Below are 24965 nucleotides of genomic sequence, written 5' to 3'. Positions count from 1 at the left end.
TCCCGAAGCAGGCGCCTTCGGGCCAACCGCGCACAGGACGTGCGCGGGCAAGGACGGTGGGGTGGGGTGTTCCGGCGCGTGAACCGAGTGCGCCGTGTCGCTTAGAACGTGACGGCGTAGGCGAGCGTGAAGGTGCGACCGCGGCCGTTGAACACGCGACCGTCGCGGGTGACCTTCGAGCCGGTGTTGGCCGCCTGCGAGTAGTAGGTCAGGTAGTCCTCATTCAGCAGGTTCTCGATGCCGAGGCTGGCCTCGCCCACCGGCAACCGGTAGCCCAGGGTGGCATCGACCAGGCTGTAGCCATCGAACTCCAGGCCGGGCGTGTCGAAATCGCGGCTGGCGTAGTGGTTTACCTGTAGCAGGCTGTGGAGGTTGTCAGTCCAGTTGGCCTGCCAGCTCATGCTGTAGCGGTCCGGCGAGATGTTGGCACCGTTGAGGTCGGTGTCGACCTTGCCGTCGCCGTCGGTGTCCGAGCGGCCATCGACCTGGGCATACATCAGTTTCAGGCGATGTGCATCGTTGACCTGCCAGCCAGCGGTGAGCTCGACGCCGTCGATCTCGGTGCGCTCGCGACGGATCTGGTAGACCCCGCCTACGCTGTCCAGACGTGAGCCGAGATCGGCGTCGGACTCGTAGTAGCTGATCTCGGCATCGAACGGCCCCTGCTTCAGGCGCAGACCGATCTCGCGGTTCTCGGTAACCACCGGCTGTAGATCGAGGAAGCTGTCTACGCGAGTGTTCGGGGTGCCGATGCCGCGCAGCACGCGGCCGACATCAGGCATACCGAAGCCCTCGGAATAGTTTCCGAACAGTTGTGCCCAGTCATTTATCTGCCACACCAGGCCGGCGTTGTAGAGCGTTTCTTCGAAGCTCGGGTTGCCGCCCTCGACGTCTACGCCGCCTAGCGCCGGATTGGTCGAGGCGATGGTGCGGAAACTGTCGACCTCAAGCTCGGCGAACTCGTGGCGCACCCCGGCGAAGAGGGTCAGGGAGTCCAGCGTGCGGACCTCGGCCTGCAAGAAGGGCGCGTAGTTGCGGAATACCGTCTCCGGTACCCATTCCCGATCAGTGAGGATCAGCTGCTGGCGGGTGGTGTCTTGCAGCACATCGAGGCCGCCCGTCAGCCGCAGGTGATCGTCGAGCAGGCCGTCGCGACTCAGGGTCAGCTTGCCGCCAATCTTGTCCGATTCGTTTTGCGACTGATCGAACAGGGTGCCGATCGGCGCGATGCTGTCGTCCTGAAAGGTGCCATTGGTTCCGCCACCGAAGCGCGCACGAAAACGCTGGGTGTAAAGCTGAAGGCCAAGTTCGTTGCCGTACAGATCGGCATGCTTGTAGGAAAGGCTGCTCGCCAGCGTCTCGTTCTGCGGCGCCTTGCCCTGCGGGTCGCCTTTGCGCGAGGTCGCGGGTACATCGGCGTCTGCGTCGCCCGGCACGTTCACGTATTCGTGTTCGCCTTCGACCTGGTAGCGGTTGAGCATGAGCGACACGTGCTGGTTGTCATCGATCCAGTAGCCGAGCTTGACCATCAGATCCTGGGCGGTGGAATCCATGACGTCGCCCTGGGTGTCGTCGACACCGATCAGTTCGCCATTGGCGTCGTAAAACATCCCTTGCGTCTGCCAGCTGGCCGCGGCCAGGTAGTCGAAATCGCCTTTCGTGCCTTCGACCCGGTAGTCCATCTTGTAGCCAAGGCCTTCGGAATCGTAGTCGGTGGGGGCCGTGAGGCTCACGGCGGCATGCTGGCGTAGCGTGCCACTGGCGGGGCGCCGCGTGACGTAGTTGATGATCCCGCCCGTGGCGCCCAGGCCGTGCTCGGCACTGGCGCCGTGGATCACCTCGATGCGCTCGACCATTGACAAGTCGATGACATAGCCATCTCGCTGACTGTCGCGAAGCGGCGTCGACTGCGGTACGCCGTCGATCAGGATCAGCGCCGAGCGACCGCGAAAGGTTTCGCCAGCGCTGCTCATCTTCTGCCGGCTCGGGGAGTAGGAGGGGATCAGGTTGCTGAGCACCGCACCATGATCCGACGTGATCGCCAGCTGCTGCTCGATCTGTTGGCGATCGATGACGGTTATTTTCTGGGGCGTCTTGCCCGCTTCGCTTCGAGCGCGTGTGGCGCTGATGGTCACTGCTTCAAGCTCGGCCGCCTGGTTGGCCAGGACCGGCGCGGAGGCGAAGGATAGGGAAGCCAGAGAAATGGCCAGACAAAGACAAGGTTTGCGTAACACCTGGTGCTCCCGGTATTGGTTTTATTGGGGGAGCGAGAACTTAAACTAAATGCGAATTACTTTCATTAAATTTACACAGTCGGCTGGGTTGTTTCGGCCTTGCGCAAGTCTTCCAGCGAGATGGGGGTGGTCTTGCCGTGGCGACTCACCGCTTGCGTTGGCGCCATTCCCAGGGCGCCTGCCGGTCCGATTTGGGCAATGCCCACAGGCCGCGCTTGAATTCGCGCGCCACGGCTTCGAGGGCTAGCAGGCTCCGATCCGTCATGTAGTCGGGTTCGGCCCAGGCTGCACCTGCTCGGATCATCTCGGCGTTCACATCCGTGTCGCCCGCATGAACCCGCGCAAGCGTGCGGCCATGGCGATCGCGTCCTTTCACCGCGAGCGAGACGTCCTTACCGAAAATGAAGCCCGACAGGGCGTGCTGTGCCTCGAGGCCATACGCCTGCCCCGCCTCGGGCGCGTCGACCTCAGCCAGCCGCACACGTATCCGCTCTCGGTCGGCAGTCAGGCACGCAAAGAGATCGCCCCCCGCAATGCCGATGACGCGGCAGTCGATTGAGTCAGCCGAAGCGGGCAGGGCGGTGACCAACAAGGTGGCGAGCAGGTAGCGCAGCATGTGTACCTCCGGCGAAGCGAGGCGCGCGAGGTTAGCAGGCCAATTACCGAAGGGCAGGGAGCTGTGTCTCAGATGGGTAGCGACTACAGAAATCGCAGGCAACAAAAAACCGGCTCATGGCCGGTTTCTGGTGTTTCGAAGGTGTGCACCACTCGAAACGAAATGAGTGGTGCCCAGGGACGGAATCGAACCGCCGACACGGGGATTTTCAATCCCCTGCTCTACCGACTGAGCTACCTGGGCAACGGGGCGCTATTAGACGGATTTGGCTTTTGCCTGTCAAGCGCGCCCTGGAAAAATATTTAGCCAGGACGGGCGTTTAGGTGACTACCCGCCCTGCTCGCCCTCACTCGCTCGGCGGCACGTAGCCTTCGGCCTGGGCGTACTCTTCGCCGGAGAGGAACTTGTCCATTTCGGCCTGGAGGAACTTGCGATCCTCGGCGTTCATCATGTTCAGGCGGCGTTCGTTGATCAGCATGGTCTGGTGTTTCTGCCAGTCGTCCCAGGCCTGCTTCGACACGTTGTTATAGATGTCCTCGCCTTTCGGGCCGGGGTATGGGGGGCGGTCCAGGCCGGGCAGTTCTTCCTTGTATTTGCGGCAATTCACGGTGCGGGTCATGACATCTCTCCTGCGTTCAGTTCGGCGGCGGCGCGCTTGAGCAGCGTCTTCACCGGGGCGGCAAGCCCCAGTCGCGGCGGGGTGGCGAGGTTATACCAGAGCCAGTCGGGCTGGGCCACGGCGCCGGCGACGCTGTCGACGCGGACCAGCCAGGGTTCGATGGCGAGCTGGAAATGGCTGAAAGTGTGCGTCAGGCCCGGCAACGGTTGTTGCCCCTGCAGGCGTAGGGCGTGGCGTTCGGCGAGCGGCGCGAGGGCGTCCAAGTCGTCCAGTTCGGGCAGGCTCCAGAGGCCGCCCCAAAGGCCCGTCGATGGGCGACGATAGAGCAGGATGGCGCCGTCCCGGTTGGCCAGCAGCGGCATCAGGGTGCGCTTCTGTGGCAACGTCTTGCGCGGCTTGGGGACCGGGAAATCCGTCTCGCGACCCAGCAGGTGAGCGCGGCAGCCCGAGCGTAGCGGGCAGAGCAGGCAGCTCGGCTTGCTTCGCGTACAGAGTGTGGCGCCCAGATCCATCATTGCCTGGGTGTAGTGGTTAACGCGCCGGCCCGGGGTAAATCGCTCAGCGACGTCCCAGAGCTGGCGGGCGACTTTCGGCTCGCCGGGATAGCCCGGTTGAGCGGTGTAGCGGGCCAGCACGCGCTTGACGTTGCCGTCGAGGATCGGCGCGCGCAGGCCCATGCTGAGGCTGGCGATGGCGCCCGCGGTCGAGCGGCCGATGCCGGGCAGTTCGGCGAGGCGTTCGACGTCACGGGGAAATTCGCCGCCGTACTCGGCCACGATCAGCTTGGCAGTCTTGTGCAGGTTGCGGGCACGGCTGTAGTAGCCGAGGCCAGTCCAGAGGTGGAGCACTTCGTCTTCCGGCGCGGCAGCAAGCGCCTCGACCGAGGGGAGCGCGTCCATGAACCGGTCGAAATAGCCGAGCACGGTGCTGACCTGGGTTTGCTGCAGCATGATTTCCGACACCCAGACCCGATACGGAGTGATGCCCTGCTGCCAGGGCAGGTCTTTGCGCCCGTGACGGTCGTACCATTCGAGCACGGCGTCGCCGAACTGCTCCGGGCTCATCGGCTCGGTGATCATCGGTTGAACAACCCCTTGAGCGCATCCTTCAGTTCCGGGCTGACCTTGTCGCCCAGCTTTTCTTCGATGGTCTGGTTGAGTTTCTCGCCGGCGAGCCGTGCGGCGATCTTGCCCAGACGGTCATTGTCGAAACGGCACGCCTTGGCGCCGAGCTCCAGCGGCCCCCGGCAGTGCAGCGGCCACTCGATGCCTACGTAGCGCTCGTTAACCTCGCAGGCCGGGTCGGGCATGGCGCCCTTGTCGCCTTCGACGAGGATGCCGACGCGGTAATCCATGCCCAGCACACGCAGGTCGATATCGCCTTCGCCGTTGACCGTCAGGCCCGGGATGCTGGCCTTGAGGTCGCGGTTGGTGGCGACGCCATTGCTCACGACCAAGTTGCCCTTGAGTTCACGGAAGGGGGTGTCTTTGCCCCGAGGGTCGCCACTCAGCTGCTTGCGATTGAGCGTGGCGATGGCGCGGCAGACTTGCTGCTCCAGGTTGGCATCGACGAGCACGCCATTGTCGATGATGAAGCCGGCCTTGCCGTTGAGGTTGTCGATCCAAGCTTTTTGACTATTGCCCTGGGTGCGGAAGTCGCCGTCCAGATTGACCAGCCCCTTGATGATGACTTTCTCGCCCATGCTTTGCAGAAGACGTTCGATGGGGACATGGATCAGCCGGCTCTGCAGGCCGATCTGCGGCAGCGCCTGCCGGACATCGAGGGTCGCCGAGCCTTCGACGCGCCCGTTGTACAGGCCGGCGCGCAGTGTCTCGACAGCAAGCTGGCCGCCAGCGCTGCGTGCGTTGAGGCTGACGTTCTCCAGCGGCAGCTTTTTCGCGGTGAGGCTGGCGACAGTAACCACGACGCGCGCGTCCAGCTTGCGCAGCGTCTCGACTGGCAACAGCTTCTCGTCGCTCCAGGCGTGCTGGGTCGGCTTGTCCGGAAGCGGGGTGGTGCCGCTGCCGATCACCGCGGCTTCGGTGGCATCGACCTCGCCTTGGCGTGCGGCGCCCGCCGGATCGTCCTTTTGCGCAGGGGGCAGGTAGCGGTCGAGATCGAGCCGGTCGCCCTTGAGGTCCATACGCACGGCCTGGCGGGCAAAATCGCTGATGCCGGCTTGGCCGGTGAAGCGGCTGTCATCGAACTTCAGGTCCAGCTCTTCGAGCATGAGGCTGGTCGGCGTGGCGGCCAGTCGCGTGACCAGTTCGGCTTTGCCCAGGGCGTTGCCGTCGGCCATCACCGGCAGCGGCTGGCCGATGCCTTCAAGAAACTCACGCAGGTTGAACGACGCGATAGACAGCGTGCCGGCGACCTTGGGCTGGTCGTTGAGATCGCGCGCCTTGAGTTCGCCAAGTCCGCGCACCTGATTAGCGGTGAACTTGAGGCTGGTCCACTCGGCCACATCGGCGGCCAGGTCGGCCAGAAGCTGCCCTTGGGCGCTGAAGTTGAGGGTCTTGCCTTTCAGCGGCTCGCCCGATGCTTCGCCGCTCAAGCGCATGTCCTCGAACTGGTAGCGCTGCAGGCGATTGTCGAAGCTCAGCGAGCCCTGCAGCTCGGTACGGGCCCGCATGACCGGTTTGTTGCTGCCAAAGAAGGCATTGAGCTTGAGCGGGATCGGGCTGCCCTCACGAATAGCGCCGGTGGTCAGCTCGATGCCTTCGGCGCTGAGCTGCTGGCCGCTGCGGGCGTCATGGTAGGCGACACGAGCATCGGTAATGGTCAGGCTGTCGATGTCCAGGCGCAGCGGGCGTGTGCTGCCGGTCGTTTCCGCCTCGGTATCGGCGGGCGCTTCGGCTGGCTCGGCCTCCGCGCCTTGCTCGGTGTCGCCCTGCTTCGCCGGGCGACCGATGCCTTCCCAGTTGCCCCGGCCCTGTTCGTCACGGGCGAGCATCAGGTTGAGACCGTTGACGGTGATGTCGCTCATTTGCACTTCGCGGCGCAGCAGCGGCATTACGCGGACTGACAACCCGAGCATGCGCAGGTCGGCGAAGGGCTGGTCGGGCGTCTGGGCGCTGGCGAGGGTGGTTTCGTGCAGCTCAAGACCCAGCCAGGGAAACAGGCTCCAGCCGATGTCGCCGGCGATGTTCAGTTCGAGGCCGGCCTTGTCGCGGGCAAGCTTGCGAATTTCATCCTTGTAGTCATTGGGGTCGAAGAGGTGGGTGAGTGCGAAGCCCAACCCGACGAGTACCAGCAGCAACCCGAGGATTACCAGGCCCAGGATCTTGCCGAGCGCTTTCATGGACGAGTCCTTGTGTTTTTGCGTTCTGAAAGGCAGCGAGTATAGCGCCGCAGGTTGGCCGGGCGGCGCGGTGCGTGTTGGAGTCGATGTGGGCGCCGCGGTTCCTGCGGCCGGTCGGGCCTCAGATCAGGTCCAGCGGCAGATGGGTGCGAGCGGCGAGCGCCTGGGCGTCGAGATGGCCGGCTGGCGCGGCCAGGCGCAGCGGTTTCCCGGCCTCGGCCGCCAATCGCAGGCTCTCGTCGAGCAAGCGTTTGCCGACGCCACGGCGCCGGGTGACCTTGCGCACGCAGAGGTGTGAAAGCTGCCAATGATCTGTGTTGCGCCGAAGCTGGGCGGCGCCGAGTAGGCGGTCATTGAAGCGGCCGGCGATCAGGCTGCCGTCGGCCAGCGCGCTGTCGATCAACGCCTCGGCATCGGCGTGGGGCACGAGCAGCCAGGCGGGCGCGTCGGCATAGATTTTCGCCAGGTCGATGCGATCCTGCGGGCTGGGGTCGGTGAGCGTTTCGACGTAGACGGGCATACGGCCGGGCACCTGTGCGGAAGATGCCGGCAAGCATAACCCCGCATTCTGGCAATCGCACGACAGCACCCTGCCTGCGCGGGTTGGCCGCCGGTGTTGCGCCTGGACACGGCTCATGGGCGCCCAGAGGCGATGCGCGGGTCCTTGATCTATCCGCGCGGGCTCGAGATATCCGATGCGGTTGCCCGTGCAGCAGGGGGGAGCGGGGCGATCTGCCGGTCCGCGCGAGGCGATCCGGCCGGCGGGCGCGTATCCCTTGGTACGGGTTTACGCCTATAATGCGTGCCTTTTTCGCCCGATGATCAGCGGAGCTGTTGATGTCCGAACGTACGGCTTGCGTAGAGCGCAACACCCTGGAAACCCAGGTCAAGGCCACCATCAATCTGGACGGCACTGGCAAGAGCCGCTTCGCCATCGGCGTGCCTTTTCTCGAGCACATGCTCGATCAGATCGCCCGCCACGGCTTGATCGATCTCGACATCGAATGTCAGGGTGACCTGCACATCGATGATCACCATACCGTTGAAGACGTCGGCATCACCCTCGGCCAGGCCTTCGCCAAGGCGGTGGGCGACAAGAAGGGCATGACCCGCTACGGCCATTCCTACGTGCCGCTGGATGAGGCGCTGTCGCGCGTGGTCATCGATTTCTCCGGTCGCCCGGGTTTGCAGATGCATGTGCCCTATACCCGCGCCACCGTCGGCGGCTTCGATGTCGATCTGTTCCAGGAATTCTTCCAGGGCTTCGTCAACCACGCGCTGGTCACCCTGCACATCGACAACCTGCGCGGGCACAACACCCATCACCAGATCGAAACCGTATTCAAGGCCTTCGGCCGCGCGCTGCGCATGGCCGTGACGCTGGACGAGCGCATGGCCGGGCAGATGCCATCGACCAAGGGTTGCCTGTAATGCAGACCGTCGCAGTCATCGATTACGGCATGGGCAACCTGCATTCGGTCGCCAAGGCGCTCGAACACGTGGGCGCCGGCCGGGTACTGATCACCAGCGATGCGCAGGTGATCCGCGAGGCGGACCGCGTAGTGTTTCCCGGCGTGGGCGCGATTCGCGATTGCATGGCCGAAATCCGTCGACTGGGCTTCGATGAGTTGGTGCGCGAAGTTAGCGTGGATCGGCCGTTCCTTGGCGTGTGTGTGGGTATGCAGGCGCTGATGGAACATAGCGAAGAGAACGGCGGCGTTGACTGTATTGGATTGTTTCCAGGTCGGGTGCGCTTTTTCGGTAAGGATCTGGAAGAAAATGGCGAGCGCCTAAAGGTGCCGCACATGGGCTGGAACGAGGTGGAGCAAGCGGTCAGCCATCCGTTGTGGCACAACATCCCAGCTGACGGCCGTTTCTATTTCGTTCACAGCTATTACGTCGAGGCGGCTCAGCCGCGCCAGGTCGTCGGGCGGGGTCGCTACGGCAAGCCGTTTGCCGCCGCGCTGGCCGACGGCTCGCGCTTCGCCGTGCAGTTCCACCCCGAGAAAAGCCACACCCACGGCCTGCAGCTGCTGCAGAACTTCGCCGCCTGGGATGGCCGCTGGTAATGAGCCGGGCCAAGCCAAAGGCTCCGGTCCTGACGCTGGATTCCGCTCAGGAGCAGGCCGCGCAACAGACCATCAAGCGCTTTCTGGAAGACCGTTTCGAGCTGGAGCTGGGCTCGTTCGAAGCGCAGGAAGTGCTTGATCTGTTCGCCCGTGAAATCGCTCCGCTGTATTACAACAAGGCGATTTTCGACGTGCAGACGCACCTCAAAGAGAGGTTCGAAAGCATCGAGAGCGACTTGTGGGCGCTCGAGAAGAGCTGACCTTAACCGACACTTGATTTGAACAGGTTCGAGCCATGCTGATTATTCCCGCCATCGATCTCAAGGACGGCGCCTGCGTGCGTCTGCGTCAGGGCCTGATGGATGACGCGACGGTGTTTTCCGATGATCCGGTGGCCATGGCCGCGAAGTGGGTCGAAGCGGGCTGCCGTCGCCTGCATCTGGTCGACCTCAACGGTGCCTTCGAGGGCCAGCCGGTCAACGGTGAAGTGGTCACCGCAATCGCCAAGCGCTACCCGAACCTGCCCATCCAGATCGGCGGCGGCATTCGCTCGCTGGAAACCATCGAGCACTACGTGCGCGCCGGCGTCAGCTACGTGATCATCGGCACCAAGGCGGTCAAGCAGCCCGAGTTCGTCGGCGAAGCCTGCCGCGCCTTCCCGGGCAAAGTGATCGTCGGCCTGGACGCGAAGGACGGCTTCGTGGCCACTGACGGCTGGGCGGAAGTCAGCAGTGTGCAGGCCGTCGATCTGGCCCGCCGGTTCGAGGCCGATGGCGTCTCGGCGATCGTCTACACCGACATCGCCAAGGACGGCATGATGCAGGGCTGCAACGTCGAGGCCACGGTGGCGCTGGCCAATGCCAGTCGTATCCCGGTGATCGCTTCCGGTGGCATCCACAACATTGGCGATATCCAGAAGCTGCTCGACACCAACACGCCCGGCATCATCGGCGCCATCACCGGGCGCGCGATCTACGAGGGCACCCTCGACGTCGCCGAAGCGCAGGCGCTCTGCGATCTGAAGTTCAAAGACGAGTAACAAGCCGTGAGCTGGAAGCCGGCAGCTGAAAGCGAAGCTGCTCGACCGGCTTCCCGCTTCTGCACTTAAGGCTTCAAGCTCTTTTCGGAGAAAAGCATGGCCCTGGCCAAACGCATCATCCCCTGCCTCGACGTGGACAACGGCCGCGTGGTCAAGGGCGTCAAGTTCGAGAATATCCGCGACGCCGGTGACCCGGTGGAGATCGCGCGCCGCTACGACGAGCAAGGCGCCGACGAGATTACCTTCCTCGACATCACCGCCAGCGTCGACAACCGCGACACCACGCTGCACACCGTCGAGCGCATGGCCAGCCAGGTGTTCATTCCGCTGACCGTGGGCGGCGGCGTGCGCACCGTTCAAGACATCCGCAACCTGCTCAATGCCGGTGCCGACAAGGTGTCGATCAATACGGCCGCGGTGTTCACCCCAGAATTCGTCGGTGAAGCCGCCGATCGTTTCGGCTCGCAATGCATCGTCGTGGCGATCGACGCCAAGCGCGTCTCGAAGCCCGGTGAGCCCGGCCGCTGGGAAATTTTCACCCATGGCGGTCGCAAGCCCACCGGGCTCGACGCGGTGCTCTGGGCGCAGAAGATGGAAGCCCTTGGCGCTGGCGAAATCCTGCTGACCAGCATGGATCAGGACGGTGTGAAGAGTGGCTATGACCTCGGTGTCACGCGCGCCATTAGCGAGGCGGTGCGCATCCCGGTCATCGCCTCCGGCGGTGTCGGCAATCTGCAGCACTTGGCCGACGGCATCCTTGAAGGCAAGGCCGATGCGGTACTCGCCGCGAGCATCTTTCACTTCGGCGAGTACACCGTGCCGGAAGCCAAGGCCTACATGGCCAGCTGCGGCATCGTGATGCGCTGACAACCGCCGCCCGGCGGACATATCACCACACCCAAGGACACGGCCGCCAGCAGCGGCCGTTGCGTCATCAAGGACCCCTGAAAAATGTTCAAACCCCTCCTGCTTGCGCTGGCCGTCGGCCTCTCACTCGCCCCGGTCGCGGCCCAGGCGGAACCGGAACGGATCCACCTGCTGACTGAAAATTTCCCGCCCTACAACATGGCCGTCGACGGCAAGAACTTCGCGCGCGACGAGAACATCAGTGGCATCGCTGCGGACATCGTGCGCGAGGTGTTCAAGCGCGCGGGTGTGGACTACAGCCTGACCCTGCGTTTCCCGTGGGAGCGAATCTACAAGATGGCGCTGGAGATGCCGGGCTACGGCGTGTTCGTCGCGGCGCGCCTGCCAGAGCGCGAAGCGCTGTTCAAATGGGTAGGGCCGATCGGGCCGGACGACTGGGTGCTGCTGGCGCGAGGCGACAGTGACCTGCAGATCAGCAGCCTCGAACAGGCGCGCCAGTATCGAATCGGCGCCTACAAGGGCGACGCCATCGCCGAGCACCTTGCAAGCAAGGGACTCGAACCGCAATTAGCGCTGCGTGACCAGGCTAACGTCGAGAAACTACAGAACGGGTCCATCGACCTCTGGGCCACGGGTGACCCGGCGGGGCGATTTCTGGCTCGCCAGCAGGGTGTGACGGGCTTCAAATCGGTGCTGCGGTTCGACAGCGCTGAGCTTTACCTGGCACTGAACAAGGAAACCGCCGACGACATCGTGGCCCGTTTACAGGCGGCGTTGGACAACATGCGTGCCGATGGCACGCTGGACGTCATTACGGCTCGCTACCTCTGACCTACCCCCGCGCCCCATCACGGGGCGCTTTCGCCAGCCCGTGCGCAACGCGCGGGCGTCGCGGCGAGGCAAGGGCCGCACAGTGCCCGGTATTTCTACCCGACACCTCCTTGTGATATCGAAATGACAGCTTAGCTGTGACCGATTTCTCATTTCACGGCTTGCTCGCGTGCGCCTGGTTCACAACTTGCTAAACCAGATGGAGGAACACTGGCGCAGTGCCTGTACGACAGGCTGCCAGCGGCGTCGGTGCAAGCGTGTTCGATGAGGGGAGCGTGTTCGATGAAGCGTTTGTTTGCGGTGGCCTTGTTCATGTTGTCGGCCGTGTCGGCTCAGGCCGCATTGCCAAGCGATTACAAACTCGTTGTGCTGACTGAGAACTTCCCGCCCTTCAATATGGCGGCGGACGGCAAGAATTACGCTGCCGACCGGAACATCAGCGGCATCAATGCTGATATCGTCCGGGAGATGTTCAAGCGCGCCGGTGTGGACTACAGCCTCACGCTGCGTTTCCCCTGGGACCGCATCTACAACCAGGTGCTGGAGCACCACGACCAGGCCCTGTTCTCCACCACCTATACCCCTGAGCGTGAGCCATTGTTCAAATGGGTCGGGCCATTGGCGAGCACCGGCTGGGTTCTGCTTGCGCCACCCGGCAGCTCGCTGCGCCTGACCTCCTTGGAAGAGGCCAGGCAGTACCGGATCGGCGCCTACCGCAACGATGCGGTCAGCCAGCATCTGGAAAGTAAAGGTTTCGAGCCGGTCAACTCGCTTCGTGATCAGGAGAACGTCGGCAAGTTGCTCAAGGGGCAGATCGATCTTTGGGCGACCACCGACCCGGTCGGCCCGTACCTCGCCAAGCAGGAGGGCGTCGGCGGTCTGACCACCGTATTGCGATTCAACGATGCCCAACTGTTCCTCGCGCTGAACAAACAGACGCCCGACGAGGTGGTGAGCCGCCTGCAGAAGGCACTCAACGACATGCGGAGCGACGGATCGATCGATGTCATCCTGCGCCGCTATCTGTAGCGCCTGATGTCATGGTCAACCCGCAACAGGGCGGGGCGGTGCTGAAAGCTGTTGGTCAGCGATAGACGCCATCGCGGCCGTGCGCAGCCATAGCCCGGTTGGCTCGCATGGCGATCATCTGGCCCATGTCGACCCAGTCGATGCCGGCCTCCTCCAGGCGCGGCAGTTCGCGCTCAAGCAGCGCCAATGTGCTGCGGTGCGGATGGCCAATGATCACCACGGAACCCTGTTTGCGAGCGAGGGCGAGCGCCTCGCGGAACTGTGTGGCCACTGCCGCGGGGCTTGGATCGTCGTCGAGAAAGATATCCCGTGACAGGCTGGCCAGCCCCACCTGCTGGGCGGATGCCGCCGCGACCGTTCCCCGGTTAGTGCGGCTGTCGAGAAAGAAAAGGTGGCGCCGTTGCAGCTCGGTCATCAAGGCCAGCATCGGTAACTGCCTGACGGTCATTTCACTGCCCATGTGGTTGTTCAGTCCGCTTGCGTGCGGTACGGCCCGGAGCGCCTCGTCCAGTCGGTGCTGAAGCGCGTCCTGAGGCAGCCCGGGGCGCCAGGCGTAGGGACCACCCGCCGGCGCCATGGGCATGTGCAGCATGACGGTCTTGCCCGCACTGTTGGCCTTCTCCGCAAGCGCCCTGGCGTGAGGGGCATCCGGCAGGATCGCCAGCGCGACCGGCCCGGGAAACTGCAGGACTCGTAGGTCGCGGTGCAGGTTCTGACCGAGGTCGTCGATGACCAGAGCGAGCCTGGGCCTGCTGGCAGGAGCTTGCCGCTGGGCTTCAGGCGGGCTGGCACGGTCTGCCGCCGGGGCGGGTGCCGCCGCGGCATGCAGGAACAGCGTCAATGCCGCCAGCCACGGCAGCGCCACCCGGCGCACCGGTTACTGGCCGCGGGTCAGGTTCAGTCCCTTGAGGAGGTTCAGCGCCTGCCCGAGCTGGTAGTCATCGTCCTGCGGGCGCTCCGAATCGCTGATCACTTGCGTGCTGCTGGGGCGATCCGGCCCACCGTTGCCGTTGCCCAGGTGCCCCGCCAGGTCCGCCTCGCGGATACCGTCGGCAGCCTGCTCGCGGGTCAGCTTGGCGCGTGTGACTTCGATGTCCGGCTCGATGCCCTGGGCCTGGATCGAGCGGCCATTAGGGGTGAAATAGAGCGCGGTGGTGAGCTTGAGCGCACGATCGTTGTTGAGCGGCAGGACGGTTTGCACGGAACCCTTGCCGAAACTGTCCGTGCCCATCACCACGCCGCGCTTCTGATCCTGCAGTGCGCCGGCGACGATTTCCGACGCCGAGGCGCTGCCGCCGTTGATCAGCACGACGAGCGGTACGCCTTCGCTGGCGTCGGCCGGATCGGCGTTGAAGCGCAGCTCGGAGTTGGCGATGCGCCCCTTGGTGTAGACGATCAGCCCATCGGTGAGGAAGTGATCGGACACCTCGACGGCCGCCTGCAGCACGCCGCCGGGGTTGTTGCGCAGGTCGAGCACCAGGCCGTTGAGCTTCTTGCCGTTCTCCTTGCGCAGCGCGGCCAGCGCCTTGCCGACTTCTTCGCCAGTGTTGATCTGGAATTGGGTCACACGCAGGTAACCATAGCCGGGCTCCAGCATCTGATTCTTGACGCTGTTGACCTTGATCACCGCACGGGTGAGTTTGACGTCGAACGGCTTGCCTCCCTCGCGCACGAGCGATAGTGCGATGTCGGTGCCCGGCTTACCGCGCATCATGTTCACCGCATCCATCATCGACATGCCTTTAGTCGGCTTGCCGTCGATCTTGACGATCAGGTCACCGGCTTCGATGCCGGCCTTGGAGGCGGGCGTGTCGTCGATCGGTGAGACGACCTTGATGAAGCCGTCTTCGATGCCCACCTCGATGCCGAGGCCGCCGAACTCGCCGCTGGTGCTTTCTTGCAGGTCGGCGAACGCTTCCGGCTCCAGATAAGCCGAATGCGGATCAAGGTTGCTGAGCATGCCCTTGATGGCGTTTTCCAGCAGGGTCTTGTCATCGACCGGTTCGACATAGGCGGCCTTGATCCGGTCCAGCACCTCGACGAAGGTGCGCAGCTCGTCCAGTGGCAGGGGCGCCTTGCGCTGCGCCTCGATGGCGGCCGGCTCCGCCTCTGCCGGCGGCTCCTGGGCCCAGGCGCTACCGTGCATCCCCAGCATGATCGCCAGGGCGAGGGTGGAAGGTTGGGCGAAACGGCGCAGGTGCAGCATGTCGAACTCCAGTTGAGAGGGGGTGCGCTTGCGGCCGGGCGGCCTATCCTTGCGCGCGACACCACACGGCAGGATCGCTGGGGCGGCCCTGCTGGCGAATGGCGAAATACAGGGCGGCAGATTCCTGTCCGCCGCTGTTGCCTACGGTAGCGATGGGGTCGCCGGCCTTGACGATCTCTCCCGCGTCCCGCAGCAGGCTCTGGTTGTGACCGTAGAGGCTCAGGTAACCGTTGCCGTGGTCGAGGATGACGAGTAATCCGGCGCCCCGTAACCAGTCGGCGAACACCACCCGGCCGCCATGGACGGCACGGACCTGAGTGCCGACACGCGCGCCAATCAGTACGCCGTCCCATTTGGTTCGAGCATCGCCGCCACGCGGAGTGCCGTAGCGCGCGACCAATTGGCCGTCCACCGGCCAGGGCAGCTTGCCTTTGGCGCTAGCGAAGGGGCCACCAAAGCTGCCGCCCGCGCTTGAGACCACAGGGCCGCTGGGCTGCGTCGAAGCACGGCCTGCCTGCTGGCGTTGCGACTCCTGCTCGCGGGCCTGTGCCAAGGCGCGCTGGCGAGCCTGTTCCGCTTCGCGGGCCTGGCGGGCAAGGGTTTCCTCGATGATCTTGAGGACGCGCTCGAGCTGTGCCTGCTCCTGCTTGCGCGCCTGCAGTTTCTGGTCGCGGCTGGCCCGGTCGCGGTCCAGCTTGGCCAGGGTTTGCTGGCGCTTCTGGCGTACTTCGGCCAGCTGCTCGCGGCGTTGCTTGAGGCCGTCCTGCTGTTCGGCGAGGGTTGCTTGCTGCGCTTCGATACCAGCCTCGACATTGGCGAGCTGGCGCAGCGTCTCGTTGAAGCCCTCGACCTGCTCGAAGCGCGCCTTGCTCAGGTAGTCGTAATAGGTCAGCGTGCGGGAAAACTTCTCCGGGCTTTGCTGGTTCAACAGCAGTTTCAGGTATTCCTGACGGCCGCTCTGGTAGGCCGCGCGAGCCTGAATGCCGATCAGACGCTGCTGCTCGATGCGGGCGCCTTCGAGCGTCGTCTTCTCCTCGTTCAAGCGGTCAAGCTCGGCTTCGCTGCGATCGATTTCCTGTTGCAGCGAGTCGACCTGCTTTTCCAGCTCGCCCATCTCGCTTTCAGTGGTTTGCAGCTGCTTCTGGACCGTGGATTTCTCCTGCTCGATCTGCTTGAGCAGCTTTTGCAATTCGGCAACGTCCTGCCGTGCCGCTTCGATCTGCCGGCGGGCGTCGGCACGTTCATCGGCGATGGCCGGACCGAGCAGGCAGGCGAGCACCAGGGCTAAAAGAATACGAGGCATGGGGGAGCTAACCGAGAGTTCGACGACCGCCGTAGTATGCCTAAAAAATGATCGGGAAGCTTGAGGCCCTGCCAAAGCTGGGCCTGGCTTCCCGATTGGGCTGTCAGCTCAGTTCGACTATCGAACGACCGGTCATCTCGGCTGGCACTGGCATGCCCAGCAACGTCAGCAACGTCGGGGCGACGTCCGCAAGCACGCCGCCCTCGCGAATGCGCGCCGAACGCTTGCCGACATAGATGAAGGGCACCGGCTCGCAGGTGTGCGCCGTGTGTGCCTGGCCGGTCATCGCGTCTTCCATTTGCTCGACGTTGCCGTGATCGGCGGTAATCAGAGCCTCGCCACCGACCTTCTCCAGCGCTTCGACGATGCGACCCATGCAACTGTCCAGGCACTCGACGGCCTTGACCGCTGCGTCGAACACACCGGTGTGGCCGACCATGTCGCCGTTGGCGTAGTTGACGATGATGACGTCGTAACGCTGATGTTCGATGGCGTCGACGATGCGGTTGGTGACTTCCGGCGCGCTCATCTCCGGCTGCAAGTCGTAGGTCGCGACTTGCGGCGATGGGATCAGGATGCGTTCTTCACCTTCGAACGGCTCTTCGCGGCCGCCCGAAAAGAAGAAGGTCACGTGCGCATATTTTTCGGTCTCGGCAATTCGCAGTTGAGTCTTGCCATTGTTGGCCAGATATTCGCCGAGCACGTTGGTCAGGGCCTCGGGTGCGAAGGCCGACGGTGCCGGAATGCTCGCCGCATACTGGGTGAGCATCACGAAGCCGGCCAGCTGTGGGACGCGAGCACGCTGAAAGCCCTCGAAATCGGCTTCTACAAAGCAGCGCGTCAGCTCGCGCGCACGATCGGCGCGGAAATTCATGAAGACGACGGCATCGCCATCCTCCACTCGGACCGGCTCGCCGATGGTGGTGGCCTTGACGAATTCGTCGCTCTCGCCGCGCTCGTAGGCAGCGATCAGGCCGTCGACCGCATAGTCGGCATGGTGGTCGGCCTTGCCGTCAACGATCAGATGATAGGCCTGCTCGACGCGGTCCCAGCGGTTGTCGCGGTCCATGGCGAAATAACGACCGATCAGGCTGGCGACCCGCCCCTTGCCCAAACGAGTGAAGGTCGCCTGCATCAGTTCGATCGAGGATTGCGCGCTCTTCGGTGGTGTGTCGCGGCCATCGAGGAATGCGTGCAGGTAGATTTTTTCGGCGCCGCGCTTGGCTGCCAGTTCCGCCATGGCAACCAGGTGATCCTGGTGGCTGTGCACGCCACCATCGGACAGCAGGCCGAGGATGTGTACGGCCTTGTCCGCATTGACGGCCTTGTCGACCGCTTCGCAGATGGTGGGGTTGGCGAAGAAATCACCGTCGCGGATCGACTTGGTCACGCGGGTGAAGTCCTGATACACCACCCGGCCGGCGCCCAGGTTCATATGGCCCACCTCGGAATTGCCCATCTGGCCGTCCGGCAGGCCGACGTCCATGCCGCTGCCTGAGATCAGCCCGTGCGGTTGAGTCGCGAGCAAGCGGTCATAGACCGGCGTGCGGGCGGCATGGATCGCGTTGAATTCCGGATTATCGCTGTGGCCGAAGCCGTCGAGGATCATCAGTACGAGAGGTTTGGGCGCGGCAGGCATGTATCTGGCTCCTTGCACGAGGGCGCGAAAATGGCGGCCAGTCTACTGGCTGGCCGGTTTGGCGTCACGATTCGCAGGGTTCAGCCTGGTAGGGGGGCTGTGTATACTGGCCCGCATTTTATCCCCCGGGTACCCATTAGATGGTCGCTAAGCTGATTGAATTCGTCTCTAACCACTATGTATTGGTCAGCATCTTTCTGGTGCTGCTCATCCTGCTGGCGATCACCGAGGCCCGAAAGGGCGGCAAGAGCCTGAGCAATCGCGAACTGACCGGCCTGGTCAACCGTGACGAAGGCGTCGTGTTGGACGTGCGTGCCAAGAAGGAGTTCGATGCCGGCCACATCGTCGACTCATTGAACATTCCCTACGACAAGCTGGTCAGCCGACTGAGTGAGCTGGAAAAGCACAAGGCCAGGACGATCGTCGTGGTCGATGCCATGGGCCAGCACGCCGGAACGGCCTGCCGTGAGCTTCAAAAGGCAGGCTTCACAGCCGCGAAGCTGGCCGGAGGGATTTCCAGCTGGCGCGGCGAGAATCTGCCAGTGGTCAAATGAACATGCCTAACATCGTCATCTATACCACCGCCTGGTGCCCCTTTTGCATTCGCGCCAAGGCGCTGCTTGATCGCAAGGGTGTCGCCTACGAGGAAATAGCCGTGGACGGCAAGCCTGCGCTGCGTGCCGAGATGGCCAGCAAGGCCGGCCGTACATCGGTTCCGCAAATCTGGATTGGCGACGCGCATGTCGGTGGTTGCGACGACCTCCATGCGCTCGACCGTGCTGGACGCCTGGATGCGATGTTGCAGGGCTGAGCCGCACCGGCCGGCCGCGGCGCCTTAGGTTGCCGCTTGATGACCCGAACATCCCACGCACAACGAGAAGGCTTCACATGACTGAACAAGCAAACAACGGAGCGGCTGGCCAGCAGGAGCAGGGCGCGCAATTTTCCCTGCAGCGCATCTATGTGCGCGACCTGTCGTTCGAAGCGCCAAAGAGCCCCGAAATCTTCCGTCAGGAATGGAGCCCGAGTGTTTCGCTGGATCTGAACACCAAGCAGAAGCCGCTCGAAGGCGACTTCCATGAAGTCGTGCTGACGCTCTCAGTTACCGTCAAGACCGGAGAAGAGGTCGCGTTCATCGCCGAGGTGCAGCAGGCCGGCATCTTCCTGATCAAGGGGCTCGAGGCGCAGGCGATGAGCCACACGCTCGGCGCCTTCTGCCCGAATATCCTGTTCCCTTATGCTCGCGAGACGCTCGACAGCCTGGTGACCCGTGGCTCGTTCCCGGCGCTAATGCTGGCGCCAGTCAATTTCGATGCGCTCTATGCGCAGGAAATGGCCCGCATGCAGCAGGCCGGCGACGCTCCCGCGACCGCTCACTAATCGAGCACGCCGCCACGCGCCGCAGTTCGTTCGGTGCATGAAACAGCCGAGGCGTGACGCCCGGCTGTTTCGCTCGTCATGTGTTCACGCTAGCGGACCGTGACAACCAATTTGCCCACCGCTTTGCGCTGCCCAAGCGTGTCGATTGCCTGGGGCGTTTGTTCCAACGTAAACGTCTGCGAAACCAGTGGCTTGAGCTTGCCCTCGGCATACCAGGCGAACAGTTGTCGAAAGTTGGCGGCATTGTCGTGCGGCTGTCGCTGTGCGAACGAGCCCCAGAACACGCCTACCAGCGAGGCGCCCTTGAGCAGCGGCAAGTTGGCCGGTAGCGCGGGGATATCGCCTGCAGCGAATCCCACAACGAGCATCCGCCCGTTCCAGGCGATGCTGCGGAACGCCTCCTCGAACAGTTGCCCACCGACCGGGTCGTAGATGACGTCCACACCCTGTCCACCTGTGAGCGTTTTGATCTGCTCCTTCAGGCTCGTCTCGCTGTAGTTGATCAGCTCGTCCGCGCCCGCCGCCTTCGCCACCGTCAGCTTTTCGGCCGTCGATGCGGCCGCGATGACCCTGGCGCCCATCGCCTTGCCGATCTCCACGGCTGCGAGCCCTACGCCCCCCGATGCGCCGAGTACGAGCAGCGTCTCGCCTGGTTGCAGGTTGGCGCGTTGCCGCAGGGCATGCATGGACGTGCCATAGGTCATGCTGAAGGCGGCGGCGGTGGTGAAATCCATCTCGGCGGGTATCGGAAGGGCATTGCTGCCAGGCACCGCGACCTGCTCTGCAAAGCTGCCCCAGCCGGTCAGGGCCATGACGCGATCACCGACTTTGAGATGGGTTATTTTTTCGCCCACCGCGGCGACCACACCGGCCGCTTCTCCGCCCGGGGAAAAGGGAAACGGCGGCTTGAATTGGTATTTGCCCTGAATGATGAGGGTGTCGGGGAAATTCACCCCAGCCGCATGGACGTCGAGCAGCACATCGCCTTTCTTGACGGTCGGGGTGGGTGCGTCTTCGACGACGAGGTGTTCGGCGGGGCCGAACGCTTTGCACAGGACCGCTTTCATCGGGTTTCCTTCTTAGTCCGGGTCAGTCGCCTGGAGTCTAGAAGCCTCGATCGTAGGCGCAATGAGCATGGTCGGCCCTGATGGGTGCCCATACGCCGGGCTTGGGTCGGCGCGGCGCAGTGGTTATGCTGGCCGCCTCCCCTTTTGGAGTCGTCACCGTGAAACGCATTCTGCTGTTCTGCCTTGCCCTGTTAGTTGCCGCGCCTGTGATGGCCAATTCACCCGAAGGGGAGGAGGCCGCGGCGCCAAAGACGATTTACTACACGCTGGTTCCGGCGCTGGTGGGTAACTATGGCTCCGGTGCAAAGCTCAAGTATTACAAGGCCGATGTGGCGTTGCGCATCACCGGTACCGAAGCCGAGGCCAAGGTCAAGCATCACGAGCCGCTGATACGCAACCAACTGGTCATGTTGTTCTCACAGCAGACGGACGCCAGTCTGGGCAGTGTCGAAGCCAAGGAAGCGTTGCGTCAGGAGGCGCTCAAGCAGGTGCAGGCCGTGCTGAATCAGGAGGAGGGGCAGCCGTTGGTCGAGGATCTGCTGTTCAATAATTTGATCGTCCAGTAGGTCACGGCTGCGCTGTCAGCGCAGCGATTGGATCGCGCGCCACTGCGCCTCGGTCACCGGCATCACCGAGAGTCGGCTGGCCTTTTGTACCAATGGCAGTTCCGCCAGCGCCGGTTGCTGCTTCAGGCGCGATAGTGCCAGTACTTCATTGAGACGTTCACCAAAGCCGACGTCGATGGCGCTCCATCGATTGGCACTGTCACTGGATTTGGCATCGAAATAGGGGCTGTCCGGATCCAGCGCCGTCGGGTCGGGATAGGCCTCGCCGATGATAAGGCCTACGCCTGCCACGCCGGGCGTAGCGCAGCTAGAGTGGTAGAAGAAAAACTCATCGCCTGGCGCCATGGCCCGTAGAAAATTGCGTGCTTGGTAATTGCGCACCCCATCCCAGCGTGCCCGCTGCTTTTGCTGAAGGTCGAGGATGGAGAATTCGTCGGGTTCAGACTTCATCAGCCAATACGGCATGGAGTTTGCTCATTGTCTAGGGTTATCAGGATTCTCAAGTCGAACATTCCCCGACAACCGGTCACCGCGCTCGTTTGCGCTGCATCGGACCTTAGCGGAGAATGCCGCGCTTGAGGTTGGCAGTATCGAGTCCCAGAACTAAAACGAAAGAGTGGCTCGATGTTTTTCGCCTGGCAGGGGGAGGCGAACTTATATGAAACGCAAGCCGGATATTTTGTGGGTGTTGGTGCTTATCTTCGGTCTCGGTGTCGTCACGACGGGCTATACGCAGGGGCTTTGGGAACAGAATGACGCTACGTCCACCGTCCCGATCAGCCACGCGCAGCAACAGCGCTGATCCCGCTCGCCGCATGGACGCGGCATCGCTCAGTCCTCTCCGTACCATCCTCTATCCGTCACTGTCGCCCTTAAGCTGACGTCCCAGCTTTGCAGGGGTAGCTGGTCGACCTTCTGACAGTCATGTGCCAGGCCGAGCAGGGTCGGTTTGTGACATTTTTTGCGCGCTTTCCGGTAGGCCAGGCTGCGGTCGTAGAACCCGCCGCCCATGCCCAGTCGACCGCCGAACTCATCAAAGCCCACCAGTGGCATCAGTACCAGGTCCAGCGCCCATATGGGGCGTTGTCGAGCCGGTCGAAAGCGCGGCTCGGCGATGCCGAAGCGATTGGTTCGCAGAGGTTCGCCGGGCATGATCCGCTGGAACGCCATTCGTGTTCGCGGCCAGGCGTTGAGCACCGGTAGATAGGTCGCCTTGCCGCGGCGCTGGGCTTCAAGCATGAGTGGGCGCGGATCGATCTCGCCATCGTTGGGTAGGTACAAGGCAACATGCCGGGCGCGGCGAAACAGTGGGTGCTGGGCAAGTTGACGGAAGAGTCGGCCTGAGGCCAGGCGCTGCTGATGCTTGGACAGTTGGCGGCGCGCTTGGCGCAGTGACCGCCGCAGCGCGGGGCGAGAAAGGCCTTCGGCAGCGATCATGAAAGTAAGCTCCCCAGCATGCCGCTGCCCGCGTAGGCCCTTGAACCCGAGAGTTCAAGGTGGCGACTACAGAGTACCTTAAGGCTTTCCGTCAGGCGGACATGCACACCGGCACTACGTGTAGCCTCCATGGTGTTGCTTATCGGGAGAGGGTCATCGCCGACTGGCGAACATGCCAGGGAGTGGGCGCGAGTATAACGCAAACCGGTTGCCGTTGATCAGTTGCGCGAGGGGTTTGGATCGGCGGCAAGCGCGCTGTCGACTCGCTCGAGCAGGGTGCGAACATGCTCGCGGGCGCTGTTGGCCTGGGCGTCTAGGCGATCGTGCTTGTGCAGCAACTCGTGCGTAATGTTCAGCGCGGCCATCACGGCAACGCGGTCCGCCCCGATGACCTTGCCGCTGCTGCGGATCTCGCGCATCTTGCGGTCCAGGTAGCTGGCCGCGCTTTCCAAATTGCTGCGCTCCTCTGGCGGACAGGCAATGCAATATTCCTTGTCCAAGATTTGCACGGTGACGGTGTTCGGCTGGGTCATGAGTCCTGCTCCAGGGCTTTCAGGCGCGAAATCATCGCTTCGACCTTTACACGAGCGATTTCGTTCTTCTCGATCAGATGAGCGCGCTCTTCGCGCCAGGCCTGCTCGCTGTGGAGCAGCAGGCGATTCTGGGCCTTGAGCTGCTCGACCCGCTGTAACAGCTGTTCCAGCTTGCTCGTGAGCAATTGCAGATCGGCGTCTTCCATGGGATTCCTGATGAAGTGCCAGCGGCAACGACCGGCCGTCTCAGATGGTCTTGGCTCGGGCGCCGATGCTAGGATACGAGGCCTTCATTCTAGTCATTAGCGCCCCCGCGCGCCTAGCAGCCAATGCCCACTCAGAATTCTCCTTATGCTGCCTTCGCCACATTGCTGGCCAGCAGCGCTCAACCCGTCACCCCGGCCGAACTCCATGGCCTCTTGCTGGGGCGCAGCTGCGCAGGGGCCGGCTTCGATATCGATGCCTGGATCGCTGACGCCACCGAACTGCTCGGTGGCGAGCCGGACGAGCCGGTCCGTCAGGCGTTGATCGGCCTGCAGGAAATGGTCAAGGGCGAACTCGCCGGCGAGGACATTGCTATCGTCCTGCTGCTGCCCTCCGATGAGGCCTCGCTCACCGAGCGCGCAACCGCGCTGGGGCAGTGGTGTCAGAGTTTCCTGACCGGCTTCGGCCTGGTCGCCGGCGACCGCGCCCTGAGCGGTGAGGCAATGGAAGTCCTGCAGGACCTGGCGGCGATTGCCCAGGTCCAGGAGTCGCTGGAAGAGTCGGAGGATGGCGAAAGCGACTATATGGAGGTAATGGAGTACCTGCGCGTCGCGCCCATGCTCTTGTTCAGTGAGTGTGCCAGACCTGTCGCGCCGGTCCCCAAGCCTTCCCTGCATTGAGAGTTGCCCATACATGACTCGCATACCCCGATCCGAATACGCCCGCCGGCGCAAGGCGCTGATGGAGCAGATGGAGCCCAACAGCATTGCCATCCTGCCCGCGGCGCCCATGCATATCCGCAATCGCGACGTCGAGCACACCTACCGGCAGGACAGTGATTTCCAGTACCTCTCCGGCTTTCCCGAGCCCGAAGCGGTGATTGCCCTGATCCCCGGACGTGAGCACGGTGAGTACGTGCTGTTCTGCCGCGAGCGAGACCCGGCGCGCGAACTCTGGGACGGGCTTCGTGCAGGGCAGGATGGGGCGGTTCGTGATTACGGCGCCGACGATGCCTTCCCCATCGGTGACATTGACGACATCCTCCCAGGGCTGATCGAGGGCCGCTCGCGGGTGTACTACGCCATCGGCAGCAATCCTGAGTTCGATCACCAACTGATGGAGTGGATCAACACCATCCGCTCCAAGGCGCGCCAAGGTGCGCAGCCGCCCAACGAATTCGTCGCCCTCGACCATCTGCTGCACGACCTGCGGCTGTACAAATCGGCCAACGAAGTGAAGGTCATGCGTGCCGCCGCGGAGATTTCCGCGCGCGCGCACATCAAGGCGATGCAGGCCAGCCGAGCCGGGCTGCACGAGTATCACCTCGAAGCTGAGCTTGACTACGAGTTCCGCAAGGGCGGGGCGAAGATGCCGGCCTACGGTTCGATCGTCGCGGCGGGCAAGAACGCCTGCATCCTGCACTATCGAGAAAACGATGCGCCGTTGAAGGACGGCGAGCTGGTACTGATCGATGCGGGTTGCGAAATCGATTGCTACGCCAGCGATATCACCCGCACCTTCCCGGTCAACGGCCGTTTCACACCAGAGCAGCGCGCCATTTACGACCTGGTCCTGGCCGCTAACCTGGAAGCGTTCAAGCACATCGCGCCGGGCAAGCACTGGAACGAAGCCCACGAAGCCACCGTGCGGGTGATCACTGCAGGTCTGGTGGAGTTGGGCCTGCTTCAGGGTGAAGTCGACGAGCTCATCGCGGCCGAGGCCTACAAACCGTTCTACATGCACCGGGCTGGCCACTGGTTGGGGATGGACGTGCACGATGTCGGCGACTACAAGGTCGGCGGTGCCTGGCGTGTCCTCGAGCCCGGCATGGCGATGACGGTGGAGCCCGGAATCTACATCGCGGCCGACAATACGGATGTTGCGAAGAAGTGGCGTGGCATCGGCGTGCGCATCGAGGACGATGTCGTGGTAACCCGTACCGGATGCGAGATTCTCACTGGCGGCGTGCCCAAGGCGGCCGACGAAGTCGAGGCGCTGATGGCCGCCGCTCGCGAGGTCGCCTAA

Annotated in this window: 29 protein-coding genes, 1 tRNA gene and 1 other RNA gene; 14 read left to right on the top strand and 17 right to left on the bottom strand. The window is 63.4% G+C overall.

The annotated features are described in order from the left end of the window. Positions 1-101 precede the first annotated feature (101 nt). The 7 genes from KXR72_RS17765 to panM all read right to left on the bottom strand — a co-directional run bounded on the left by KXR72_RS17765 (position 102) and on the right by panM (position 7290). Positions 102-2234, bottom strand: coding sequence for a TonB-dependent receptor (locus KXR72_RS17765; protein ID WP_437422411.1), 2133 nt, complete (start codon positions 2232-2234; stop codon positions 102-104). Between the two features lie 145 nt (positions 2235-2379). Then, the gene (locus tag KXR72_RS17760) at positions 2380-2850 is read right to left on the bottom strand and encodes a thermonuclease family protein (RefSeq protein WP_437422410.1); all 471 of its coding nucleotides are present in this window, start codon (positions 2848-2850) and stop codon (positions 2380-2382) included. Positions 2851-3017: 167 nt separating this feature from the next. Next, positions 3018-3093: transfer RNA gene (locus tag KXR72_RS17755), tRNA-Phe, on the bottom strand. 103 nt (positions 3094-3196) lie between these two features. Beyond that, positions 3197-3469, bottom strand: coding sequence for an oxidative damage protection protein (locus tag KXR72_RS17750; protein WP_437422409.1), 273 nt, complete (start codon positions 3467-3469; stop codon positions 3197-3199). Continuing rightward, positions 3466-4533: an A/G-specific adenine glycosylase gene (gene mutY / locus KXR72_RS17745; protein WP_437422519.1), complete on the bottom strand. Its 1068-nt coding sequence runs from the start codon at positions 4531-4533 to the stop codon at positions 3466-3468. Before mutY ends, KXR72_RS17750 begins: the two co-directional genes overlap by 4 nt. 11 nt (positions 4534-4544) lie before the next feature. Next, positions 4545-6770 (bottom strand): AsmA family protein, encoded by a 2226-nt coding sequence (locus KXR72_RS17740; protein WP_437422408.1) that lies wholly within the window; start codon positions 6768-6770, stop codon positions 4545-4547. A gap of 121 nt (positions 6771-6891) precedes the next feature. Further along, positions 6892-7290: an aspartate 1-decarboxylase autocleavage activator PanM gene (panM, locus tag KXR72_RS17735; RefSeq protein WP_437422407.1), complete on the bottom strand. Its 399-nt coding sequence runs from the start codon at positions 7288-7290 to the stop codon at positions 6892-6894. A gap of 317 nt (positions 7291-7607) precedes the next feature. Between panM and hisB the strand changes: the two genes are divergently transcribed. The 7 genes from hisB (at position 7608) to KXR72_RS17700 (ending at position 12605) form a co-directional block, all read left to right on the top strand. Next, a complete protein-coding gene (gene hisB, locus KXR72_RS17730; RefSeq protein ID WP_019341947.1) occupies positions 7608-8201 on the top strand; it encodes an imidazoleglycerol-phosphate dehydratase HisB in 594 nt (197 codons plus the stop codon). Continuing rightward, on the top strand, positions 8201-8839 hold the full coding sequence (gene hisH / locus KXR72_RS17725; RefSeq protein ID WP_019341946.1) for an imidazole glycerol phosphate synthase subunit HisH: 639 nt from the start codon (positions 8201-8203) through the stop codon (positions 8837-8839). Before hisB ends, hisH begins: the two co-directional genes overlap by 1 nt. Further along, on the top strand, positions 8839-9099 hold the full coding sequence (locus KXR72_RS17720; RefSeq protein WP_437422406.1) for a DUF2164 domain-containing protein: 261 nt from the start codon (positions 8839-8841) through the stop codon (positions 9097-9099). The genes hisH and KXR72_RS17720 overlap by 1 nt, the downstream gene beginning before the upstream one ends. A gap of 35 nt (positions 9100-9134) precedes the next feature. Continuing rightward, a complete protein-coding gene (hisA, locus tag KXR72_RS17715; protein ID WP_217475896.1) occupies positions 9135-9878 on the top strand; it encodes a 1-(5-phosphoribosyl)-5-[(5-phosphoribosylamino)methylideneamino]imidazole-4-carboxamide isomerase in 744 nt (247 codons plus the stop codon). A 96-nt stretch (positions 9879-9974) separates the two neighbouring features. After that, positions 9975-10745, top strand: a complete 771-nt coding sequence (hisF, locus tag KXR72_RS17710) for an imidazole glycerol phosphate synthase subunit HisF (protein WP_437422405.1) — start codon at positions 9975-9977, stop codon at positions 10743-10745. A gap of 84 nt (positions 10746-10829) precedes the next feature. After that, the gene (locus KXR72_RS17705; RefSeq protein ID WP_437422404.1) at positions 10830-11576 is read left to right on the top strand and encodes a substrate-binding periplasmic protein; all 747 of its coding nucleotides are present in this window, start codon (positions 10830-10832) and stop codon (positions 11574-11576) included. Between the two features lie 282 nt (positions 11577-11858). Further along, positions 11859-12605, top strand: a complete 747-nt coding sequence (locus KXR72_RS17700) for a substrate-binding periplasmic protein (protein WP_437422403.1) — start codon at positions 11859-11861, stop codon at positions 12603-12605. A 55-nt stretch (positions 12606-12660) separates the two neighbouring features. On the opposite strand, the gene KXR72_RS17695 is transcribed toward KXR72_RS17700, so the two are convergent. The 4 genes from KXR72_RS17695 to gpmI form a co-directional block, all read right to left on the bottom strand. Further along, on the bottom strand, positions 12661-13470 hold the full coding sequence (locus KXR72_RS17695) for a divergent polysaccharide deacetylase family protein (protein ID WP_437422402.1): 810 nt from the start codon (positions 13468-13470) through the stop codon (positions 12661-12663). Positions 13471-13482: 12 nt separating this feature from the next. Further along, entirely contained in the window at positions 13483-14811 is a 1329-nt protein-coding gene (locus KXR72_RS17690; RefSeq protein WP_437422401.1) for a S41 family peptidase, read from the bottom strand. 43 nt (positions 14812-14854) lie between these two features. Then, the gene (locus tag KXR72_RS17685; RefSeq protein ID WP_437422400.1) at positions 14855-16114 is read right to left on the bottom strand and encodes a murein hydrolase activator EnvC family protein; all 1260 of its coding nucleotides are present in this window, start codon (positions 16112-16114) and stop codon (positions 14855-14857) included. A 103-nt stretch (positions 16115-16217) separates the two neighbouring features. Then, on the bottom strand, positions 16218-17753 hold the full coding sequence (gene gpmI / locus KXR72_RS17680) for a 2,3-bisphosphoglycerate-independent phosphoglycerate mutase (protein WP_437422399.1): 1536 nt from the start codon (positions 17751-17753) through the stop codon (positions 16218-16220). Between the two features lie 140 nt (positions 17754-17893). Here gpmI and KXR72_RS17675 point away from each other — a divergent pair, with 140 nt between their 5' ends. The 3 genes from KXR72_RS17675 (at position 17894) to secB (ending at position 19133) form a co-directional block, all read left to right on the top strand. Continuing rightward, the gene (locus KXR72_RS17675) at positions 17894-18307 is read left to right on the top strand and encodes a rhodanese-like domain-containing protein (RefSeq protein WP_437422398.1); all 414 of its coding nucleotides are present in this window, start codon (positions 17894-17896) and stop codon (positions 18305-18307) included. Between the two features lie 2 nt (positions 18308-18309). Beyond that, positions 18310-18564, top strand: coding sequence for a glutaredoxin 3 (gene grxC / locus KXR72_RS17670; RefSeq protein WP_437422518.1), 255 nt, complete (start codon positions 18310-18312; stop codon positions 18562-18564). Positions 18565-18641: 77 nt separating this feature from the next. After that, on the top strand, positions 18642-19133 hold the full coding sequence (secB, locus tag KXR72_RS17665; protein WP_437422397.1) for a protein-export chaperone SecB: 492 nt from the start codon (positions 18642-18644) through the stop codon (positions 19131-19133). An 89-nt stretch (positions 19134-19222) separates the two neighbouring features. On the opposite strand, the gene KXR72_RS17660 is transcribed toward secB, so the two are convergent. Beyond that, a complete protein-coding gene (locus KXR72_RS17660) occupies positions 19223-20200 on the bottom strand; it encodes an NADPH:quinone oxidoreductase family protein (protein ID WP_437422396.1) in 978 nt (325 codons plus the stop codon). Positions 20201-20358: 158 nt separating this feature from the next. Between KXR72_RS17660 and KXR72_RS17655 the strand changes: the two genes are divergently transcribed. Then, on the top strand, positions 20359-20766 hold the full coding sequence (locus KXR72_RS17655; RefSeq protein WP_437422395.1) for a flagellar basal body-associated protein FliL: 408 nt from the start codon (positions 20359-20361) through the stop codon (positions 20764-20766). A 15-nt stretch (positions 20767-20781) separates the two neighbouring features. On the opposite strand, the gene KXR72_RS17650 is transcribed toward KXR72_RS17655, so the two are convergent. Next, positions 20782-21231, bottom strand: coding sequence for an EVE domain-containing protein (locus KXR72_RS17650; protein WP_437422394.1), 450 nt, complete (start codon positions 21229-21231; stop codon positions 20782-20784). Between the two features lie 193 nt (positions 21232-21424). On the opposite strand from KXR72_RS17650, the gene KXR72_RS17645 reads away from it, so the two are divergent. Continuing rightward, positions 21425-21568: a hypothetical protein gene (locus KXR72_RS17645; protein ID WP_437422393.1), complete on the top strand. Its 144-nt coding sequence runs from the start codon at positions 21425-21427 to the stop codon at positions 21566-21568. Between the two features lie 29 nt (positions 21569-21597). Here the strand turns inward: KXR72_RS17645 and KXR72_RS17640 are convergent, their stop codons facing one another. The 4 genes from KXR72_RS17640 to KXR72_RS17625 form a co-directional block, all read right to left on the bottom strand. Further along, positions 21598-22203: a 5-formyltetrahydrofolate cyclo-ligase gene (locus tag KXR72_RS17640; RefSeq protein WP_437422392.1), complete on the bottom strand. Its 606-nt coding sequence runs from the start codon at positions 22201-22203 to the stop codon at positions 21598-21600. A 6-nt stretch (positions 22204-22209) separates the two neighbouring features. Then, positions 22210-22388: non-coding RNA, 6S RNA (ssrS, locus tag KXR72_RS17635), on the bottom strand. 33 nt (positions 22389-22421) lie between these two features. Further along, positions 22422-22736 carry a cell division protein ZapA gene (locus KXR72_RS17630; protein WP_437422391.1) on the bottom strand — a complete coding sequence of 105 codons (315 nt, stop codon included), beginning with the start codon at positions 22734-22736 and terminating at the stop codon, positions 22422-22424. After that, positions 22733-22942, bottom strand: coding sequence for a TIGR02449 family protein (locus KXR72_RS17625; RefSeq protein ID WP_437422390.1), 210 nt, complete (start codon positions 22940-22942; stop codon positions 22733-22735). The genes KXR72_RS17630 and KXR72_RS17625 overlap by 4 nt, the downstream gene beginning before the upstream one ends. A 123-nt stretch (positions 22943-23065) precedes the next feature. Here KXR72_RS17625 and KXR72_RS17620 point away from each other — a divergent pair, with 123 nt between their 5' ends. Further along, a complete protein-coding gene (locus KXR72_RS17620; protein WP_437422389.1) occupies positions 23066-23620 on the top strand; it encodes a YecA family protein in 555 nt (184 codons plus the stop codon). A gap of 13 nt (positions 23621-23633) precedes the next feature. Continuing rightward, positions 23634-24965 (top strand): Xaa-Pro aminopeptidase, encoded by a 1332-nt coding sequence (pepP, locus tag KXR72_RS17615; protein WP_437422388.1) that lies wholly within the window; start codon positions 23634-23636, stop codon positions 24963-24965.

The organism is Stutzerimonas chloritidismutans (genome assembly GCF_051486945.1).
GTDB lineage: Bacteria > Pseudomonadota > Gammaproteobacteria > Pseudomonadales > Pseudomonadaceae > Stutzerimonas > Stutzerimonas chloritidismutans_B.
The sequence above is the reverse complement of the archived record's forward strand: the minus strand, read 5'-3'. Positions and strand labels throughout refer to the sequence as shown.

Excerpts from the sequence above, each read along its gene's own strand:
- KXR72_RS17760 (WP_437422410.1), bottom strand. The coding sequence starts at position 2,850 with ATGCTGCGCTACCTGCTCGCCACCTTGTTGGTCACCGCCCTGCCCGCT.
- KXR72_RS17750 (WP_437422409.1), bottom strand. The coding sequence starts at position 3,469 with ATGACCCGCACCGTGAATTGCCGCAAATACAAGGAAGAACTGCCCGGC.
- mutY (WP_437422519.1), bottom strand. The coding sequence starts at position 4,533 with ATGAGCCCGGAGCAGTTCGGCGACGCCGTGCTCGAATGGTACGACCGT.
- KXR72_RS17740 (WP_437422408.1), bottom strand. The coding sequence starts at position 6,770 with ATGAAAGCGCTCGGCAAGATCCTGGGCCTGGTAATCCTCGGGTTGCTG.
- panM (WP_437422407.1), bottom strand. The coding sequence starts at position 7,290 with ATGCCCGTCTACGTCGAAACGCTCACCGACCCCAGCCCGCAGGATCGC.
- hisB (WP_019341947.1), top strand. The coding sequence starts at position 7,608 with ATGTCCGAACGTACGGCTTGCGTAGAGCGCAACACCCTGGAAACCCAG.
- hisH (WP_019341946.1), top strand. The coding sequence starts at position 8,201 with ATGCAGACCGTCGCAGTCATCGATTACGGCATGGGCAACCTGCATTCG.
- KXR72_RS17720 (WP_437422406.1), top strand. The coding sequence starts at position 8,839 with ATGAGCCGGGCCAAGCCAAAGGCTCCGGTCCTGACGCTGGATTCCGCT.
- hisA (WP_217475896.1), top strand. The coding sequence starts at position 9,135 with ATGCTGATTATTCCCGCCATCGATCTCAAGGACGGCGCCTGCGTGCGT.
- hisF (WP_437422405.1), top strand. The coding sequence starts at position 9,975 with ATGGCCCTGGCCAAACGCATCATCCCCTGCCTCGACGTGGACAACGGC.
- KXR72_RS17705 (WP_437422404.1), top strand. The coding sequence starts at position 10,830 with ATGTTCAAACCCCTCCTGCTTGCGCTGGCCGTCGGCCTCTCACTCGCC.
- KXR72_RS17700 (WP_437422403.1), top strand. The coding sequence starts at position 11,859 with ATGAAGCGTTTGTTTGCGGTGGCCTTGTTCATGTTGTCGGCCGTGTCG.
- KXR72_RS17690 (WP_437422401.1), bottom strand. The coding sequence starts at position 14,811 with ATGCTGCACCTGCGCCGTTTCGCCCAACCTTCCACCCTCGCCCTGGCG.
- KXR72_RS17685 (WP_437422400.1), bottom strand. The coding sequence starts at position 16,114 with ATGCCTCGTATTCTTTTAGCCCTGGTGCTCGCCTGCCTGCTCGGTCCG.
- gpmI (WP_437422399.1), bottom strand. The coding sequence starts at position 17,753 with ATGCCTGCCGCGCCCAAACCTCTCGTACTGATGATCCTCGACGGCTTC.
- KXR72_RS17675 (WP_437422398.1), top strand. The coding sequence starts at position 17,894 with ATGGTCGCTAAGCTGATTGAATTCGTCTCTAACCACTATGTATTGGTC.
- grxC (WP_437422518.1), top strand. The coding sequence starts at position 18,310 with ATGCCTAACATCGTCATCTATACCACCGCCTGGTGCCCCTTTTGCATT.
- secB (WP_437422397.1), top strand. The coding sequence starts at position 18,642 with ATGACTGAACAAGCAAACAACGGAGCGGCTGGCCAGCAGGAGCAGGGC.
- KXR72_RS17660 (WP_437422396.1), bottom strand. The coding sequence starts at position 20,200 with ATGAAAGCGGTCCTGTGCAAAGCGTTCGGCCCCGCCGAACACCTCGTC.
- KXR72_RS17650 (WP_437422394.1), bottom strand. The coding sequence starts at position 21,231 with ATGCCGTATTGGCTGATGAAGTCTGAACCCGACGAATTCTCCATCCTC.
- KXR72_RS17645 (WP_437422393.1), top strand. The coding sequence starts at position 21,425 with ATGAAACGCAAGCCGGATATTTTGTGGGTGTTGGTGCTTATCTTCGGT.
- KXR72_RS17640 (WP_437422392.1), bottom strand. The coding sequence starts at position 22,203 with ATGATCGCTGCCGAAGGCCTTTCTCGCCCCGCGCTGCGGCGGTCACTG.
- KXR72_RS17630 (WP_437422391.1), bottom strand. The coding sequence starts at position 22,736 with ATGACCCAGCCGAACACCGTCACCGTGCAAATCTTGGACAAGGAATAT.
- KXR72_RS17625 (WP_437422390.1), bottom strand. The coding sequence starts at position 22,942 with ATGGAAGACGCCGATCTGCAATTGCTCACGAGCAAGCTGGAACAGCTG.
- KXR72_RS17620 (WP_437422389.1), top strand. The coding sequence starts at position 23,066 with ATGCCCACTCAGAATTCTCCTTATGCTGCCTTCGCCACATTGCTGGCC.
- pepP (WP_437422388.1), top strand. The coding sequence starts at position 23,634 with ATGACTCGCATACCCCGATCCGAATACGCCCGCCGGCGCAAGGCGCTG.